At 43.8% G+C, this 18,534-nt stretch carries 12 protein-coding genes; 10 read left to right on the forward strand and 2 right to left on the reverse strand.

All coding sequences use genetic code 11. From position 1 onward, the window contains the following. The first annotated feature begins 91 nt into the window (after window positions 1-91). The 10 genes from AB5542_RS03595 (at window position 92) to pbpC (ending at window position 16,332) form a co-directional block, all read left to right on the forward strand. Complete coding sequence (locus tag AB5542_RS03595; RefSeq protein ID WP_279037503.1) at window positions 92-3,424, forward strand: SusC/RagA family TonB-linked outer membrane protein; 3,333 nt, start codon at window positions 92-94, stop codon at window positions 3,422-3,424. A 28-nt stretch (window positions 3,425-3,452) separates the two neighbouring features. Continuing rightward, the gene (locus AB5542_RS03600) at window positions 3,453-4,859 is read left to right on the forward strand and encodes a RagB/SusD family nutrient uptake outer membrane protein (RefSeq protein ID WP_279037501.1); all 1,407 of its coding nucleotides are present in this window, start codon (window positions 3,453-3,455) and stop codon (window positions 4,857-4,859) included. 9 nt (window positions 4,860-4,868) lie between these two features. After that, window positions 4,869-5,579: a DUF4843 domain-containing protein gene (locus tag AB5542_RS03605; protein ID WP_279037498.1), complete on the forward strand. Its 711-nt coding sequence runs from the start codon at window positions 4,869-4,871 to the stop codon at window positions 5,577-5,579. A 33-nt stretch (window positions 5,580-5,612) separates the two neighbouring features. Continuing rightward, window positions 5,613-7,088, forward strand: a complete 1,476-nt coding sequence (locus AB5542_RS03610; RefSeq protein ID WP_279037496.1) for a PKD-like family lipoprotein — start codon at window positions 5,613-5,615, stop codon at window positions 7,086-7,088. Window positions 7,089-7,099: 11 nt separating this feature from the next. Then, complete coding sequence (locus AB5542_RS03615) at window positions 7,100-9,538, forward strand: TlpA family protein disulfide reductase (RefSeq protein ID WP_279037494.1); 2,439 nt, start codon at window positions 7,100-7,102, stop codon at window positions 9,536-9,538. A 108-nt stretch (window positions 9,539-9,646) separates the two neighbouring features. Next, window positions 9,647-10,996 carry a YihY/virulence factor BrkB family protein gene (locus tag AB5542_RS03620; RefSeq protein WP_087420527.1) on the forward strand — a complete coding sequence of 450 codons (1,350 nt, stop codon included), beginning with the start codon at window positions 9,647-9,649 and terminating at the stop codon, window positions 10,994-10,996. 85 nt (window positions 10,997-11,081) lie between these two features. Then, on the forward strand, window positions 11,082-11,459 hold the full coding sequence (locus AB5542_RS03625; RefSeq protein ID WP_118258286.1) for an START-like domain-containing protein: 378 nt from the start codon (window positions 11,082-11,084) through the stop codon (window positions 11,457-11,459). 77 nt (window positions 11,460-11,536) lie between these two features. Beyond that, window positions 11,537-12,994, forward strand: a complete 1,458-nt coding sequence (locus tag AB5542_RS03630; RefSeq protein WP_118302109.1) for an LptF/LptG family permease — start codon at window positions 11,537-11,539, stop codon at window positions 12,992-12,994. Then, window positions 12,987-13,943, forward strand: a complete 957-nt coding sequence (gene fmt / locus AB5542_RS03635; RefSeq protein WP_087420524.1) for a methionyl-tRNA formyltransferase — start codon at window positions 12,987-12,989, stop codon at window positions 13,941-13,943. The genes AB5542_RS03630 and fmt overlap by 8 nt, the downstream gene beginning before the upstream one ends. 10 nt (window positions 13,944-13,953) lie before the next feature. Further along, window positions 13,954-16,332, forward strand: a complete 2,379-nt coding sequence (gene pbpC / locus AB5542_RS03640; RefSeq protein WP_229128238.1) for a penicillin-binding protein 1C — start codon at window positions 13,954-13,956, stop codon at window positions 16,330-16,332. Between the two features lie 221 nt (window positions 16,333-16,553). Here the strand turns inward: pbpC and AB5542_RS03645 are convergent, their stop codons facing one another. Both AB5542_RS03645 and AB5542_RS03650 read right to left on the reverse strand, forming a co-directional pair. Continuing rightward, complete coding sequence (locus AB5542_RS03645; RefSeq protein WP_270544857.1) at window positions 16,554-17,276, reverse strand: hypothetical protein; 723 nt, start codon at window positions 17,274-17,276, stop codon at window positions 16,554-16,556. A 37-nt stretch (window positions 17,277-17,313) separates the two neighbouring features. Further along, window positions 17,314-18,483 (reverse strand): ATP-binding protein, encoded by a 1,170-nt coding sequence (locus AB5542_RS03650; protein WP_279037485.1) that lies wholly within the window; start codon window positions 18,481-18,483, stop codon window positions 17,314-17,316. Window positions 18,484-18,534: the final 51 nt, after the last annotated feature.

The raw sequence follows: 18,534 nt of genomic DNA on the forward strand, positions 1-18,534 counted from the left end.
GTTAGCCCCTCAGCTAACACTGTATTAATTTAATAATAAGCTAAACAAAGTTATGAGAAAAAAACGGAAATTTCAACAAACGTTGAGAAAAATGAAATTACTTGCGTTATTTATGCTTTTGGGTTTTTGTACCTGTCACGCTACCATTAGCGCTCAGGAGGCTCGTATCGACTTGAAAATGTCTGATGCGACGTTAAGTCAAGTGTTCAGAAATATAGAACAGTTGACAGAATATATGTTTATTTATAAATCCGAAGACGTGCAATCTATCCAGCATATCAATGTGGATGTACGTCAAACTATGGTGCGGGATGTTCTGGAGAAATGTTTGGAAAATACCGGGTTGTCATTTTTGTTTAAGGAGAACGTGATTATTATTCAAAAAAAGACTACCGATCAAGAGAAGAAAGAGAATCGGATTACGGGTAAGGTAACGGATGAAAAGAAGGAACCTTTACCGGGCGTGACCGTGATTATCAAAGGCACGAAGTTAGGCACCGTGACGGACGTGGACGGGAAGTATACCTTGGCGGTTCCGGTAGGAAATAATGCCCTGGTGTTTTCAATGATCGGGATGAAACAAAAAGAAGAGGTGATTGGAAAACGTACACAGATTGACGTGGTGATGGAGGAGGAGATAAGTGAGTTAGAGGATGTCGTGGTTACCGGGTACTATACGCAGGCGAAAAATAGTTTTACCGGGGCTGCCCGGACCATCACGGCAGAGGAGTTGCAGATGGGGGGAAATCAAAATATCCTGACGGCTTTGCAAAATGTTGATCCTTCTTTCATGAAAATAGATAATAATTTGGCTGGTTCGAACCCGAACGTGGTTCCTGAATTCCAGATCCGGGGAGCCGGGAGTATTTCCGGGATCGAGAGTGAATATGAGGGAAATCCGAACACGCCGGTATTTATCGTTGACGGGTTCGAAACTACGGCAGAGAAGGTGTATGACATGGACCCTTACCGGGTGGCTTCTATTACTTTACTGAAGGATGCGGCTGCCACGGCAATTTATGGATCGCGAGCCTCCAATGGAGTCGTGGTGATCACGACTAATGCCCCGGCAAACGGTAAGATGCAGGTGAGCTATAACATGGACGCCTCGTTTTATATTGCCGATCTGAGTGATTATAACGTGTGTAATGCGGTCGAGAAGTTAGAAATTGAAAAGTTAGCGGGGATGTATACGTCTACGATGGTGAATTACCAGCTCACGTTGAATAAGTGGTATAACGAGAAGTTGGCGAATATCGAGAGAGGATATGACACGTACTGGTTGGATAAGCCGTTGGATGCCGTAGCCGTGGCTAATAAACATTCATTGCGTTTAGATGGCGGTAATGATAATATCCGGTATGGTATCGATTTGGGATATAGCAACACGCCGGGGGTAATGAAAGAATCCGGGCGTCGTCGTTTGGCTTTGGGGATGGAGTTACAGTATATTTACAAAAATTTAACTTTCAGGAATAATTTGACTTATTCGAATGTAAAGGCGACAAATTCTCCTTACGGGTCGTTCAGTACTTATGCGAAACGTAATCCTTACGTGCGGTATAAGGATGACGACGGCAATTATATTTATAAGGTTGACAAGTATATCCCGATTGGCGGTGGCGGGTTAGGAAAGGATTACTACAATCCGTTGTATAATACGACATTAAATACGATTGATGAGGAAAAATATAATGACGTGACGAATAATTTTGGGATGGATTGGAGTATCACGGATGGGGTGCGATTGAAGGGGAGTTTTTCGTTTACCCACCAGAATACATATAAGGATAATTTTAAACCGGCCAAGCATACGGATTTTGCTGTTTACGGGGATGATGATTTTGACCGTCGGGGGTCTTATGTCGGGACTCGTGGGGAGAAGTATAGTTATGATGCCAGTTTGGTAATGACTTATTTCTACCAGTTGGACAAGCATGTGATAAATGCGAATTTAGGTTGGAATCTTCAAGAGAGCGTGACAAGGGAATTCACGGTAAAGACGGAAGGGTTCCCAAACGAGAATCTGGACTATATCAGTTTTGCGACGCAGTACGAGAAGGCTGGTTCGCCCTCCGGGGATGAGTACACTTCCCGTCTGGTGGGTTTTTTGGGGAATTTGAATTACAGTTACGATGAACGTTATTTGTTGGATCTTTCTTTTCGCGAGGATGCGTCTTCACGTTTCGGTTCTGACAAGCGATGGGCGCCGTTCTGGTCTGTTGGTTTAGGGTGGAATTTGCATAACGAGGGATTTTTAAAAAATGTGGCTTTCATCAACCGATTGAAGATACGAGGTTCATACGGTTTGACTGGTAGCCAGAATTACAATCCTTACCAAGCGATGACTACTTACAAGTATTTGACAGGTGAGCGTTATCACCATACGGTAGGAGCCGAGGTGATGGCTTTGGGAAATGAGAAACTGGGATGGCAGCGTACTTTGCAGCAAAACTATGGATTAGATCTCGATTTGTGGGATGAACGGATTAATTTTACAGGTAACTATTATATAAAATTATCCAAAGATGTATTGACTTCCGTGACCTTGCCACCTTCTTTGGGTTTTAGCTCGTATATGGATAATTTGGGGGAGGTAAAGAATTATGGGTATGAGTTGAGCCTGCGCGTGGCGTTGCTGAAGAATCCTTCTAAACAGTTGTACTGGAGCGTGAACGTGACGGCCTTGCATAATAAGAATAAATTGTTGAAAATTTCGAATGCTTTACGTGCGTATAATGACAATCAGGATGAAGACACGATGTCTGGGTCCAAGAGTAAAGAGTCGAATCGTCCTAAAGTACGTTATATTGAAGGTAAATCCATGAATTCCATTTGGGTGAATCAGTCATTAGGGGTTGACCCGGCTACCGGATACGAGTTGTTTCAAGCTGTAAACGGGGATATTGTGACAACTTGGAGTACGGATAATTACGTGATTGGCGGGTGTACAGATTCGGATATGGAAGGTACGTTCGGGACTAATTTGGCATGGAAAGGATTCCAGTTGAATGCGATTTTCCGTTACAATTATGGAGGACAGATTTACAACCAGACTTTAGTGGACAAGGTGCAGGATGCGGATTTGCGGGAGAATGTAGATCGGCGTGTATTTGAGGATCGTTGGCAAAAACCGGGAGACAAAGTGATGTTCACGAGACTTATCGGTGGTGCTACCGCTAACGTGACAAGTGTAACAAAGCCCACTTCTCGTTTTGTCGAGGATAATAATTGGTTGGAGTTGTCCACCTTGAACGTGTCGTATGAGTTTAAGATGCCTTGGATGAAAAAAATAGGGCTAAAGCGATTGAAAGCTTTGTTCTATATGAATGATGTATTCCGGGTTTCAACGGTGAAACAAGAGAGAGGTATCGATTACCCGTTTGCCCGTAATTTTAGTGTTGGCTTACAAGCCCGGTTTTAGTTGTTTACGAAATTAATAGGTCTGAATTATGAAATATAGAATAATAAAATATATTGGGTTGGCAGGTATCCTTCTGTCGGGAGGTTGCAGTGATTGGTTGAACGTGGATCCGAAGTCGCAGATAAAACAGGAAGCTTTGTTCGAGTCGGAGGCTGGTTTCCGGGATGCATTGACCGGTGTGTACACGGTTATGGCGCGAACGGGGATGTATGGCGGAAACGAGATGATGGGCTTTTTAGATATGGTCGGACAGGTGTACACGGAAGTGGCAATTAATTATGCGGATGCTCTTAAGTATGATTATGAGGCAACCAAGGTTGAAGAATGTATTGATTCAATCTGGAGGGGAAATTATAATGCGATAGCAAATTGTAATCATATTCTTGATAATATCGATGAAAAGAAAGGTATTTTCAGTAGCGGTGTGTACGAGACTGTGAAGGCCGAGGCCATGGCGTTGCGAGGATTCCTGCATTTCGATGTGTTGCGGGGATTTGCCCCATCGTATTTGCGGGGAGCGAATGAGGCCGCTATTCCTTACGTGGAAAAGGTGACTAATGAACCGGTAGCCCAGTTGACAGTAGCAGAGGTGATCGATAAGGTGATTAGTGACGTGGAGACAGCACGAAAATTGATCAAGGAAGTAGATCCGATCGGACCGTCATTTGATTCGTATACAGAGCAAGGCTACGAGACGGAGGATTATATTCAGGGTGACGGTTTCTGGTTGTATAGGAAGTCCCGTTTGAATTATTACGGAATGACGGCTTTATTGGCACGAGTATATCTATACAAAGGAGACAAGACAAAAGCTCTGGAATGTGCAAAAGAAGTTATTGATGCTGAAAAGTTCACTTTGTTGGAGGAATCACAATTGGTGAAGGACAGAACATGGGGAAGTTTGTGCAGTGAAAACGAGTACATCTCTTCCTTGTATGTATACAATATGGAAGAGGGACGGTCGGACGTGTTTTTCGGCGAAGAGAGTTCCGTGCAGTGTCATATTTCTGATACTCGTCGTGCCAGCGTGTTCGGAACTCCCGGCGTGGATATAGATTGGCGGAATCAGAATACGTTTTTTTTGAAAACCGGGGAAGCTAAAACATATATTGGAAAATACCGGGGCGTGAACAGGATTCCTTTATTGAAATTGTCGGAGATGTACTTGATTGCCGCAGAGGCTTCGGGTGATAAAAGTTATTTACAAACCTTGCGTGATCATCGGGGATACGTGAATTACCCGTTGGAGGAGAATTGTGATCTAGCTGCGGAAATCGAGGCCGAGTATCGGAAAGAGTTTATGGCGGAAGGGCAATTGTTCTATTATTATAAGCGACTTGATTATAAAACTTTACCTGATATGGGTATTGCGATGACCGGCAATTATGTGTTCCCGATGCCGGATGATGAAATGGAGTTTGGTGATATTAAATAAAGCGGAATTATGAAGAAGTTATATTATATTTTTTTGTTGTTGATAGCTTTTGGAAGTTGTAAGGATAATGCAGACTATCCTTTTACAGGGAAGGATGCCGTTTATTTCCAGTTGCAGACGGAAAGTTATTATTGGACAAAGACCTTGGACAGTATTGTTTATTCTTTTGCCGGTAAGGGAGTTGATCAAGATACATTGTGGGTGCGGGTGAATTTGGCCGGGGAGGTTGCGGCAGAAGGGCGTCCGGTGATTGTCGTGGTGGATGAGGAAAGGACGACTGCGAAAGTAGGTTTACACTATGAGGCTTTACAGGCAGAGTACGAGTTGCCCCGTGATTCGGTATACGTGAATATTCCCGTAGTTATTTATAATAAGGATGAGGCTTTGGAAAACAAACAGGTTGTCATTGCGCTTGCCTTGAAACCTTCGGAGGCACTGGAATTGGGAATTACCGAACGTTTAAGTTGCAGGCTGCTTGTTTCTAATATGTTGGGTAAACCGATTTACTGGGAGCAGACAATCAAGTATGATTTCGGTGATTATTCCCGGCGGAAACATGAGTTGTGTATGATTGAATTGAAACGGGATTTTCCGGTAGAAGCGAGCGAGTATTCCAATGAACGCACGATGTGGCAAGTGTATGGAGCCTATATGAGTAATTATTTCGAGGAAAATTACCCGATAAGGGATGAGAACAACGCTATTATAGAACCTTGGTGATTTATTGTGTAACTTAGTAAATGAAAAACATAAATGAAAAAAATATATTGTTTGTTAGGGTTTATTGTCTGTGCCTTTTATGCCTGTTTGGAGGATAAGGGAAATGATGTATACAGGGAATTAAACGATGTTACTATCGAAAGAATGAAGGACACAACAGTGGAGCAATTCACGCGTTTGCAGATTACACCGGAGATTACTGTAAGTGATGGAGATTTTAATCCGGAAAATTATACTTATTTGTGGCATATGTATATTACTTACGGTTCCAATAATCCCACGAAGTCAGATACCCTATCTTTCGAGAAGGATTTGGATGTGGAAATTACAAGTATACCGGAGGAATACTCGCTCGTTTTCGAGATGACGGATAAGAAAACGGGAATACAGTATGTTCCTGATCGGTTGACATACGTTACGGTGGTCAATTCCTATTCAAAAGGGATGATGGCATTGAGTAACGTGAACGGGGAGGCTAACGTGACTTTTGTGAATGTTGTCGGTTCGGTGGTGGAGGATGCCTACCAGAAAGTGAACGGGGAAGTAGCCGGCAAGAACCCGATCGGGGCTCGTTATATAACAAGCATGATTGCTGGAGCGGAAAAGATGGTGGTGATCATGACGGATGATGAACGAGGTGGTGTCGTGATAAAACCTTTGGATATGTCGTATGTGATGGATTTTAAAGATATGTTTTATTTTCAGCCGGAGATTGTCAAACCACAGTCTTTTGGTACGCATAGCATTACTTTTTATGAATATGTGAACAATAATGGACTTCTTTACCGGAGAGAAAATCGGGAAAACGGTTATCCGAAGTATGGGGTTGCCGTGAAAGGAGACTACGAGAAGATAGCCCCGTTTGATTTCTTTTTCTCTATGGTTAATTACAGGGCTTATTTTTATGATCAAGGAAAAGAGCGTTTTATTTCTATGAAATGTCCTTTGCAATATGATGAAATTATTACTTTACCGGATGATCTAACGGGAGAGTTTAATCCTAATAGTGTGGGAATGCAGATGGTGTGGGGAGGATTGTTCGGTAATGAGTATTCTATGAGTAGCGGACGGGCTGTTATGGTTGATGATGCGGGCGAACATTATATGCTTTCTTTTGAGGTGGGTAAAGATAAGGACGACAATCCTCAGTTTTCTCCGAAAAGGAAGAGACAGTTGTCTCATCCGGGTGGTAAAGAGGCACATACTTTTACGACTTCCCAGAAAGCTAATTTTCTGTATTATGGTTATGCCGGAAAGATTGCCTGTGTTAGTTTTGACACGGGAAATTTGTTGATGGAATATGAAGTGGGAGGAGGAAATGTTGATTACATTGAATGTGATCAGGTTGGAAATACCAACCAAATGTGGGTTGGTGTCAGTGATGGTTCGGGTGCAAAGAACTCGGGTTCTATCGTGGTGCTGGAGATGAGTACGGATGGTTCGTTAAAAGAAGTTGCCCGTTATAAAAATGTATGTGGGAAAGTGGTCGATTTCGAATATAAAAAATAACGATTAAAAAGATGAAAATTAGATTGATATTATGGGCCGCACTTTTGTGCGGTACCATCTTTCGTGCAAATGCTCAAGGTGTGGAATTTCGTGATCTGACTTTCCGGCAGGCGTTAGAACAAGCCCAAAAAGAGAGGAAAATGGTGTTTGTGGATTGCTATACTAGTTGGTGTAGCCCATGTAAAGATATGTTGAATAACGTGTTTACATTAGCTGAAGCAGGAGAATTTATGAATGAGGCATTTGTGTGTGTGAAATATGATATAGAGAAGGGAGAGGGGATTGAACTCCGGAAACGTTTTGAGATAAAGGCTGTCCCAACGTTTTTTATATTACGACCGGATGGCTCTGTGCAGCATAAATTGGGTGGGGGGAGTTCATGGGAGCGATTTCGAATGCGCGTGGAGAGAGGGTTGAATGAAAAGACTTCATTATTTTATTTGGAAGGACGTAATCAGTCCGGTAAATTGTCAACAAAGGAATATGCCGCATATGTAAATGCTTTGAGAGACGCTTCGCGTGATAAAGATATTGAAGTCTTTTGTCGGGAAACGTTTCGCAAATTGAATGATAAAACAAAATGTCGCAAGGAGAACTGGTATCTTTTTGAACAGGCGATGCAACCGGATGATGAACGATTTGTTTATTTGGTGAGTAATAAATCGGATTTTGATAAAAATATAGGAAGTACGGTTGTGGATGAGCGAATTTGTTCCGTGTATTCGGATGCATTGACACGATTACATCATGATCGGGGAGATGAGTGGGTTGAAATGTATGGATTGATAAAAACTCAATCGGGAAAGATTGAGTTTGATGGAAAGGATAAGATTAGTTGCCTGTTGGAGTATATTGTTGCTTTGAAAACCCGGGATGTAGAGAACGTGTTGCAATGTTTGGAGAAGAATAAGGAAAATTTACCGACTTATGTCGAGTTTGATATGCTCGGTGGCTTAAATTTTATCATGAATCTTGGTGATAACAGTCAAGTTGAGCGTTATATTCAATTAGGAAGAGAGGCGGAGGATAAGGCTGAAACTCCACAATTGAAAGAGATTATAAAAAGAGTTTTCGATAAATTGCAAGGAGAGTTGACAGATCGTACTACTTATGTCGAATTGAAAGGAAAGGTGACGAAGGATAAAATGGAGAATGTAAATCTGTATGAGGTGGTGGATGGTAAGGAACGTTTGGTGGCAACAACTCATATTAGTGAAGATGGGCATTATGGTTTTTCTTTTCAACCTGCATATCAGGGATTTTATACCGTGGGAGGAGAGAAAATTTTAGATCGTGTACGTCTGTATCTGGAGCCGGGTGATCGGGCTGAGGTGAACATCTTAGAAGATACGCTGATGATAACTGACCGTAATACTCCAGAAAATCTTTTACTGGCTCGTTGGGAATCAATGATGATACCTGTGAGGAAAAGGTTGGATGATATGAAATATGTTTTATTCGATTACAGGGATTTTTATCCTTATTTCGTGGCTTTTTTACCACAGGCGGAGAAGTTTAAGGATGAAATCTCTTTCCGGGATGCGGCTTTCGCGGCTTTAGTTAGGCAAACGGTTGATTATGATTTGGATTATGCTGCGTTTAGAATATTGAATGCTTTAAAAGCGACGAAAGAAGTTTATATGCGTGATGGCAGACCGACACATATTCCAAGTCGTCCGACACCGGCAGATTATCCGGAATATTATAAGACAATCGTGAAAAAAGGAAAGTTGTCGGATGCTTCGATATTAAGGCAACCTTATGGCTATGATTATTTACAACGTTATACGACTTTTGCTTGTGGTGGAGAAAAAGAACGGATTGCTTTGGAGAATCGTTTGGAATGGTTGTCAAGCGATCCGTTGAAAGCTGAAATGATTCTTTGGGAGATGGAAAAGTGTAGGAAGTATGAAGATTATATCGAACTTTTGGATACTTACGGGAACTATTTGACAACAGCCAATCATCAACAACGAGTTGATGATGTTTCGGCTAAATTATACAAGGGTACTGCCGGAAAATTAGCATCTGATTTTACCTACCCGGATCGGGATGGAAAACTGGTTTCCTTGTCGGATTTTCGAGGAAAAGTAGTTGTCGTGGATGTTTGGGCTACATGGTGTGGGCCTTGTCGGGCAGAAATCCCACATTTGCTTAAACTAGAAAAGGAGATGAGGGGAAAAGACGTGGTCTTTATCGGAGTATCTGTCGACGAACAGAAAGACTATAAAAAATGGTTGGAGGCATTGGAACAGGAAGGATTGGAAGGTATTCAGCTATTTGCTAATGGTAAGAACAAGCAAGGTAGGGATAAAATAATGAATGATTATAAAATTAAAGGGATACCTCGGTTTATGGTATTTAACAAAAAAGGAAAGGTCGTTACGATTAATTCGCCCCGTCCCTCAAGTCCGGAACTGAAGAGCTTGTTGCAAAAGTTGTTGAAATAAAAAGAACTCCAAGGACAAGGAAATAATAAAATATATTAAAAACCCCGTAATGGAAGTTGCGGGGTTTTTCGTACCTTTGAAACTCGAATATTTTCAAAGAAAAGGGATATGAATAGATTGAAAGAGCATAAGGGGATAAGTCTGTTGCTTCGATATAAAAAAGAGATGCTCCGTCGTATGGATTGTCTGTTGGATTTGGATTATCATTACATGGTTTTACGCAGGGATTATGGGAATCGTTTCGTGATCACGGAGTTCTTGCAGAAGGCGTTGTCTATCGTGGTGGTTTCTTTCAATCGTTTTATCAAGGATGCGTGTACGATTTCGGCGTCAGCACTCACGTTTTATTCGATCCTGTCGTTTATCCCGCTGATGGCGCTGGCTTTCGCTTTGGCTGCCGGGTTTGGTGCCCGCGAGGCTTTGGAGAAGGAGTTTATGTTGCAATTGGGCGATAACCAAGAGTTTGCCGGGCAGTTGCTGGGGTATGTCACGAAAGCGATTGATCATGCCAAGGGCGGGGTGATCACGGGTGTCGGTATCGTGATTTTGCTTTGGTCGGTGATCAAGGTGTTGAATAGTACTGAAATGACGATGAATCGTATCTGGGGGGTGCGAAAGGGAAGGAGTTTACGGCGGATGTTCACGGATTATTTCTCAATTATCTTTATCGCCCCGATTCTGATGATTCTCGTGAGTAGCTTGAATTTGTTCATGACAAGTTCCGGGTGGCAGGAGAATTTTCCGTTGATCAGTTCCTTTCTCCAAATTGTGATCAAGTTGCTGCCTTATATGCTGGTGTGGATGCTGTTTATCTTCCTCTATATGTTCATGCCGGCGACCCCGGTGAAGTTCAAGCACGCTTTCGTGGCGGCGATGATTGCCGGGACGGTTTACCAGATCATTCAATGGTTTTACATCCGTTTCCAGATCGGCATGAGTTCTTACAGTGCCATATACGGTACGCTGGCCGCCTTGCCGTTGTTATTGGTGTGGTTGCAGTTGAGCTGGAGTGTCGTGTTGTGGGGGACGGAATTGTGCTATATTTTCCGGAACAGGCATTTCATGTATAAAAACGAGTTGTTCGGGGATACGGCTTGGATGGAGACGTTGGAATGTGCATTGAAAATCATGAGGTTCGTGGCTCGGGTGTACGTGAACGGAGGGGGTGGTCCGAGTTTGGGGATGATTAACAAGGAATTGAAGATTAATACCGGGAAATTACGTATCGTGTTGCAAGAACTGGTGGATTTACATATTCTGGTAGAGGCGAAGGAAGAGGACGATTATTTCTATTACCCGGCCTCGGATTTGCACACGATGTCGGTGGGAGATATTATCATTCGTTTTTCCCGGGTGGATGAAAGCCGGGATGAAGTCTGGAAAAAACAATTCAAGGAAACTGTGTTGTCCGGTTTTGCCGGTGATCGGTTGATTGAGGATTCTGAGGTTCAGCAATAACGGGAATGTATTCATCTTAAAGTCTCGTTTTTTCTTGTATATCCGGTAAAACTTTTATATATTGTCGGGCAAATTGAAATGAAGTATGAGGAAAAGAATCGATTTAGAGTACATTTTCTCATCGTCGGTAACAATATTGTTCTCCCGTCTAAGTTCTGCTCCCGGTTTGGCGGAGTGGTTTTCCGATGATGTGAAACATGATGGAAATATCTTCACGTTTGTGTGGGATGGTATTGGTGAAGAAGCGGAGTTAGTGGATATGAAGAAAAATTCTTACGTGCGCTTCAAGTGGCTGGATGCGGACGATGAGGAAGAATTTTTTGAATTTTCGCTCCACGTAGAGCCTTTGACGGAGGAGGTCGCTTTGATCATCACGGATTTTGTGGATGCTGATGAAGAGGGGGATGCCATTGAATTATGGAATAAACAGGTCGAAATGTTACATCGCACGGTTGGTGGATAAAGTTTTTTTCTATCTTTGTGAATTCGTTTATCACGAGTAAAGTAGAAAAATAAGAAAACCAATATAAGGTGCTAAAGATGAAGAAACTCCACCTGTTTATGCTTAAAAGCTTTGTCGGTCCTTTCGTGGCCACCTTTTTTATCAGTATGTTCGTTTTGATCATGCAGTTCTTGTGGCGATATATTGATGATCTGGTGGGAAAAGGATTGGAAGGTCATGTTATTTCAGAATTACTTTTTTACGTGTCATTGACACTCGTGCCGATGGGTTTACCATTGGCCGTGTTGTTGGCCTCCATCATGACATTTGGTAGTTTAGGGGAGAATTACGAGTTAACGGCGTTGAAAGCGGCAGGTATTTCCCTGTACCGGATTATGAAACCGTTGATCGTGCTGATCGTTATTTTCACGATTGCGGCATTCTTTTTTTCCAACAATGTTCTTCCTTACGCTAACTTGAAGGCGAGTAGCTTATTGTACGATATAAAACGACAGAAACCGGAATTATCCTTGAAGGAGGGAGTGTTTATCAATGATATAGAGGGGTATAGTATTAAGGTGGATAAGATCGACAAGAAGTCGGGTATGATGTACAATATGTTGATTTACAATCATACGGATAGAAAGGGTAATTATGAGATGACAATTGCAGATTCCGGTATCATGGAGGCAGACCCGACGGGGCGTTTCATGGAGGTGGAATTGTATCACGGTTACACGTACACGGACGAGGGGTTGAAGTCGAATAATAATAAAACCTATCCTTTCCGGCGAGTGCAGTTTGACAAACAGTATTTTGTTATCCCCTTAGGCGATAAGGATTTGCAGCGTACGGATGAAGACTTGTTCAAGAATAGCTACGGGATGTTAAATATTGCCCAGCTGGATAGTACGGTTTCGGCCTTGTCCCTACGATTAGATAGCCGGAAACAAAGAAAAGCGCATGATATGCTCCGGGAGAATTACGTGAGGAAACAGGAGAGAAACCCCAAGCGGGATAGTGTGATTCGTGAAGAGACGAGAGGGGTTGTCAGGAATCTGGATAGTCTTTACCAGACTTTTGACGTGGAGGAACGGAAAAACACGATTGACCAGGCCGTGCAGCTTGCCCGGGGGGCTCAAACGAGTCACATGAATGATTTATCTATCAATAAACGGGACGAAGAGGCCGTTCGTAAATATAATATCGAATGGCACAGAAAGTTTACTTTGTCATTTGCCTGTTTTATTTTCTTCTTTATCGGGGCCCCGCTGGGGGGGATTATCCGTAAAGGAGGATTAGGGGCTCCGGTGGTGGTTTCGATCTTCCTGTTTATCGTGTATTATATTATCTGGATGATGGGGGAACGAGCGGCCCGGGAAGGGGTGTTGGAGCCTTGGCAGGGAATGTGGATTTCTTCCGTGGTTCTGTTACCGTTGGGGGCAGTGTTGACTTACACGGCCATGACAGATTCGGCTGTCATGAGTAGTGAATCGTATACTAATTTCATCAAGAAGATCATCGGTTTCTTTAAAAAGAAAGATAAAAATGCGTGAATTGAGAATCGTGTACATGGGAACACCGGATTTTGCGGTGTATCCGTTACAGAAGTTGCTGGAGGCCGGACACAAGGTCGTGGCTGTCGTGACCAATCCGGATAAACCGGCGGGAAGGGGACAAAAGATTCAAGAGTCTCCCGTGAAGAAGTTTGCCGTGGAGAAGGGGATTCCCGTGTTGCAGCCGGAGCGTTTTCGGGATGAACGGTTTTTGGAGGAGTTGAGGGGTTTTCAAGCGGATTTGCAGCTCGTGGTGGCATTCAAGATGTTGCCGGAGGTGGTTTGGAATATGCCTCGGTTGGGAACGGTAAATTTACACGCGTCACTGTTGCCGGATTACCGGGGTGCGGCCCCGATCAACTGGGCGGTGATGAACGGGGAGACTTGTAGCGGGGTGACGACTTTTCTTTTAAAACACGAGATTGATACCGGGAATTTGATTTTTCAGGAGCGGGTGGAGATCGGACCGAACATGACAGCCGGAGAGTTGCACGATCAATTGATGTACACGGGTGCCGATTTGTTGGTGAAAACGGTGGAGGCTATGGCTGCCGGAGATTACCCGTTGCAGGATCAGGTCGGGTTGTTGGCCGGGCGTGAACCGAAACACGCACCTAAAATATTCAAGGAGAATATGAAGGTGGATTGGTCACTAGGTTTGGACGCTATTTTTAATCATATACGAGGACTTTCACCTTTTCCGACGGCGTGGACCGAATTCCGAAACAAGAAGAACGGGGAGGTCGTGTCGTTGAAGATTTTCGAGACGGAGCGAATCGTGAAAGATCATGGGAAAGACGTTGGTTTATCAACGGATAATAAAACTTACCTGGACGTGTTGGTAGAGGGGGGAGTCATTCGGATAAAAGAGTTACAGTTGTCCGGGAAAAAGCGAATGAAGACAGAAGAGTTCCTGCGGGGATTTCATATAGAGGATTACTCTTTGTAATCAATTTACTATGCGTGTCGGGCGAGAAACTATGCGAAGACTGATCCTAAGGTTAGGGATCGGGGGGAGTGTGTTGCTTGCCTTGGTAATTGGGTGGTGGTATTTTCTACCAACCCCGTTGTTTACTGTGCCTTATTCCACGGTGATTTTGGATAAGGAGGGGGAGATTATGGGTATGACGGTGGCGAGTGACGGGCAGTACCGGGTGTCGGGCAGGGGGTGCCTTTCCATGAAGTATATGGCCGCCTTACTATGTTTCGAGGATAAGCGGTTTTTGACACACTCCGGGGTGGACCCGCTGGCGGTGGGACGGGCGTTGTGGTTGAACGTGCGGAGGGGTTCGGTGGTGAGTGGCGGGAGTACGTTGACGATGCAGGTAATTCGGCTGTCACGTGACAACCCGCCCCGAACGATTCCGGAGAAGATATTGGAAATGTTGCTGGCGATTCGTTTGGAACAGAGTTACACGAAATGGGAGATTCTGAATATGTACGTGGATCACGCCCCTTTTGGTGGGAATATCGTGGGAATACAGGCGGCTTCGTTGAAATATTTTAATCGTCAGCCGGATGAACTGAGCTGGGCTGAGGCGGCATTACTTGCCGTGTTGCCCAATGCCCCGGCTTTGATGTACCCGGGAAAGAATATGCCCGGTCTGAAAGGAAAGCGAGATGCTCTGTTGCGTGAACTTTATGAACAGGGATATTTTGAGCAAGGGGATTTAGAAATGGCGATGGCGGAACCTTTACCGGAACAGGTGTATAGTCCGGAGTGTATCGCACCTCATTTGCTGGCAAGAGCTTACGGGCAGCGTCGGGGGAAGATCAGCCAGACGTTTATTGATTCCCGGTTGCAGGAACAGGTGAACGGGATTGTGAGGCGGCATATTGACGTGTTGAAACACAATCATATCTATAATGCTGCCGTGTTGGTAGCGCATATCCCGACCGGACAGGTACGGGCTTACGTGGGAAACGGGCCTAAGGTGCGTGATGATGGGGGAAATCAAGTGGATATTATCACGTCGAACCGTAGTTCGGGGAGTATTTTGAAACCGGCGTTGTACGCGCTGATGCAGCAATCCGGGTATATCTTGCCGGGGACGATCGTGTCGGACGTGCCGTCCCGTTTCGGGGGATATGTTCCCTCGAATTTTAACAAGGATTTCCAAGGTATTGTCCCTGCCGACAAGGCGTTGTCAATGTCTTTGAATATTCCTTTCGTGCGCTTGTTGCGGGAGTATGGGGTGGAGCATTTCTATGATGATTTGAAAAAGATGGGGATCACGACGTTAAATCGGAAGGCGGAGAATTACGGGTTAAGTTTGATTTTGGGAGGAGCCGAGTGTAAGTTGTGGGATTTGTGTAATATGTACGGGGGGATGGCTTCCATTTTGAGGCACTATAACGAGTGTGACGGGACGAGTTTTAACCACGAGTTTCGACGTTTACGACTTTGGGCAGGTGAACAGGTGGATAGTGTCGAGGTGCAGAATAACGTGGTCAATGCCGCGGCGGTATGGCTTACACTCAAGGCTTTGCAGGACGTGGAACGGCCGGATTTGGAGTCGGGATGGAAGAATTTTGCCTCTTCGATGAATCTTTCTTGGAAGACGGGAACGAGTTTCGGTTTCCGGGATGCTTGGGCGGTGGGGGTGAATCCGGAGTACGTGATTGGCGTGTGGGTTGGAAATGCGGATGGCGAGGGACGTCCCGGGCTGATCGGGGTACGGGCCGCGGCACCGATTTTGTTTGAGGTGGCCTCTTTGGTGAGGACAGATGCTCGTTTCTATATGCCGAAGGAGGAGTTGTCTGCGGTTGCCGTTTGTCGTAAGAGTGGGTATCGGGCATCTTCAATATGCCCGGAAATAGATACCGTTTATATTGCCCGTGCCGGGGAGAAAACAGAGGTTTGTCCTTACCATCGATTGGTGAATCTTGATCGGACGGGTAAATTCCGGGTGGATTCGGAATGTGAGTCCGTGTCACGCATGAGGATTGAACCTTGGTTCGTGCTGTCTCCCGTACAGGAGTGGTATTATGCCCGCACACATTCGGATTACAAGAAATTACCACCTTATCGTGCCGATTGCCAGCGGGGGCAGGATGACGTGATGGAAATGATTTACCCGCAGCGGGGATTGCGGGTGTTTATTCCCAAAGATTTAGGGGGAGTGGTGCGTGGTGTTGTGTTTGAAATGGCTCATCGGGAGCCTTCCACGTTGGTGTACTGGCATATCGACGATCAATTTCTGGGAACTACCCGTTATCATCACCAATTAGAGGTGAACGTGGCCCCCGGACGACATACGCTTTATCTCGTGGATGCGAAGGGGAATTCACTACGGCAGAGTTTTGTTGTCGTGGATGGGGAAAAGGATTATAAATGAATTGGAACTTATATATGAGTTTACAGTAAACTAACTCCCTCCCCCCTTCGGGGTACTCCCTCTATAAACAGAGGGAGAGTTGAAATACTCCCTTTCTTCGGGAAGAGTCACCAGCTCCTCCTCTGTTTATAGAGGAGGTGGCACGAAGTGACGGAGGAGTTTGAATATGAAAACAAGCATTATCTTAATGGGCTGTAAAGTAGTATGTGATTACCAACGAATTAATGTTTGTCGGGTTTTAGAAAATCATTTTTGCTGATCTTGGTGCGATGTTTTTCTTTGTCCCCGGATTTTACGATGATGGTTACCGAATCTTTCCATTGTTGAAGGTTTACAAGTGATGAAATATCACATGATACGGTTCCGTGGTCGGTTAGAGTTTTTGACCAATCATCGGGAATATTCGGATTATAGTAAAGTTGCAATTTCAGTGAATCTTGGGTTTGTTCTTGGGGATCATATACGATATTGATTTTACCTTGAATTTTCTCTCCGGTTACCGAGTTTACCGTGGAGAAACCTGCATGTAGATCAAAATAACCATGATACCCGTAACCTACACCTAAGAATGATGGTAATTGACAATGCTCGGCTATGTTTGTATTATTGGCTTCCTCTTTGCTAATCGGGTGAATTATCTCGTATTTTGACCACGTGACGACATGGGCATTGTTGATAAACTTTTCACCGTTTGCGGAGGTTTCCCAGTCTTCCTCGTTATAATAAAAGCCGAAATAGCCTCTTTCCGCATCAGCGAGATTTTGATCGTATGAGATTACCAGTCCCCCGCCATCCAGATAGCAATGGAAACCGTTTGTCGTGTCCCCGATAATCGTGGCAACACACATGAAACCTCTTGAGCCGTCATCTTTGTTGTCATTGCAACTAGAGCTTATTACTAGACATATCAATAAGGTAATGGTAGTCAACAAATTTGTATTCATACATACTTGATTATAATACAGCAAATATAGTAAAATTTTAGTACGTCATTCCAAAATGCCAGAGAGGAAGGATGTTCATGTACCCGAATTCAATATCATCTTTTACAACAAAGCTGTTTTCAATATTTTGAATTTGTTTTTGCTTTTTGTTCTTTCCCCCGACTTCAAACGTGATGTCATTGATCAGGAAGTCGGATGCGGGGGATGCAATAACATCAGCAATGACTCTGGTTTGATTAAAAAAGAATGTTTCTCGAATATTGCCGATATTCGAATTCTCGTGTGCCAGATTGTAAATTAAATTCGTGTTATCCAAGTAAATTTTGTTTACTTTTCCTAATCCTCGAACACCGCCGGTGGCATCACGTAGTTGTGAAATAAGTCCGGCTTCTTCAATGTACAGGCAATAATCGGCTATATTATTACGACTGGCTCCCAACATTTCCGCGATGCTACTTAGGTTGGGTTTAAATGGGACGCTTTTCGCTATGATCGCTAATAATTGTTTTAGTTTTCGGCCCGTGGATACATTCATATCCGCGTACAGGGGAATGTCGGATTCCAGCGTTTGGTTGATGATCTGTCGTAAACGCTGATCGTATGTGTCTTCTAGGGCAAATGGGTAGTAACCTCGTTTCAGGTAATCCTGAAAAAGGGGCAGGGGATGTATTGATTCCGGAATTTCCACCTTGTGGGTGATGATGTCCTGTAAATCGTAGATGTCGGTCGAGATTTGATGGAATAGTTGTAAGTATTCTCGGAAAGAAAGTCCCTGCATTTGGTACATGATGGCTCTTCGACTCAGATCGGAAACTCCTTTATTGATGTCTAGTATCGAGGATCCGGTGAATATGATTTTTAATTCCGGGTGGTAATCATAGATTAGTTTTAATTCTTTCGACCAGTTTTTATATTTATGAATTTCATCGATAAATAGGTGTTTACCGCCTACTTTCGTGTATGAATCAGCCAAATCCAAGAGTTTATGGTCTGCAAAGTAGAAATCTTCTGCCGTGACGTACAATGCCGTGTTCGGATTCAAGTTCTCTTTAATGTATTGGAGTATTAGGGTGGTTTTGCCGACACCTCTTGGTCCGGTTAGACCGATCATTCGGCTGTTCCAATTTATTTTGGAATAAATGTATCGGTGGAAGTCGGTCTTTGTTTCTTGAAGTAGCTTGTTAAAATGTTCCAATAATTTTTCCATATCACGTTCCTTTTTCACAAAGATAATAAAAAATGCACTGTAAGAGTGCAT

This window comes from Butyricimonas sp. RTP31003st1_G1_RTP31003_210430 (assembly GCF_040920905.1).
Taxonomy (GTDB): domain Bacteria; phylum Bacteroidota; class Bacteroidia; order Bacteroidales; family Marinifilaceae; genus Butyricimonas; species Butyricimonas paravirosa.

Coding starts and splice junctions, on each gene's coding strand:
- AB5542_RS03595 (WP_279037503.1), top strand. CDS start 92: ATGAAATTACTTGCGTTATTTATGCTTTTGGGTTTTTGTACCTGTCAC.
- AB5542_RS03600 (WP_279037501.1), top strand. CDS start 3,453: ATGAAATATAGAATAATAAAATATATTGGGTTGGCAGGTATCCTTCTG.
- AB5542_RS03605 (WP_279037498.1), top strand. CDS start 4,869: ATGAAGAAGTTATATTATATTTTTTTGTTGTTGATAGCTTTTGGAAGT.
- AB5542_RS03610 (WP_279037496.1), top strand. CDS start 5,613: ATGAAAAAAATATATTGTTTGTTAGGGTTTATTGTCTGTGCCTTTTAT.
- AB5542_RS03615 (WP_279037494.1), top strand. CDS start 7,100: ATGAAAATTAGATTGATATTATGGGCCGCACTTTTGTGCGGTACCATC.
- AB5542_RS03620 (WP_087420527.1), top strand. CDS start 9,647: ATGAATAGATTGAAAGAGCATAAGGGGATAAGTCTGTTGCTTCGATAT.
- AB5542_RS03625 (WP_118258286.1), top strand. CDS start 11,082: ATGAGGAAAAGAATCGATTTAGAGTACATTTTCTCATCGTCGGTAACA.
- AB5542_RS03630 (WP_118302109.1), top strand. CDS start 11,537: ATGAAGAAACTCCACCTGTTTATGCTTAAAAGCTTTGTCGGTCCTTTC.
- fmt (WP_087420524.1), top strand. CDS start 12,987: ATGCGTGAATTGAGAATCGTGTACATGGGAACACCGGATTTTGCGGTG.
- pbpC (WP_229128238.1), top strand. CDS start 13,954: ATGCGTGTCGGGCGAGAAACTATGCGAAGACTGATCCTAAGGTTAGGG.
- AB5542_RS03645 (WP_270544857.1), bottom strand. CDS start 17,276: ATGAATACAAATTTGTTGACTACCATTACCTTATTGATATGTCTAGTA.
- AB5542_RS03650 (WP_279037485.1), bottom strand. CDS start 18,483: ATGGAAAAATTATTGGAACATTTTAACAAGCTACTTCAAGAAACAAAG.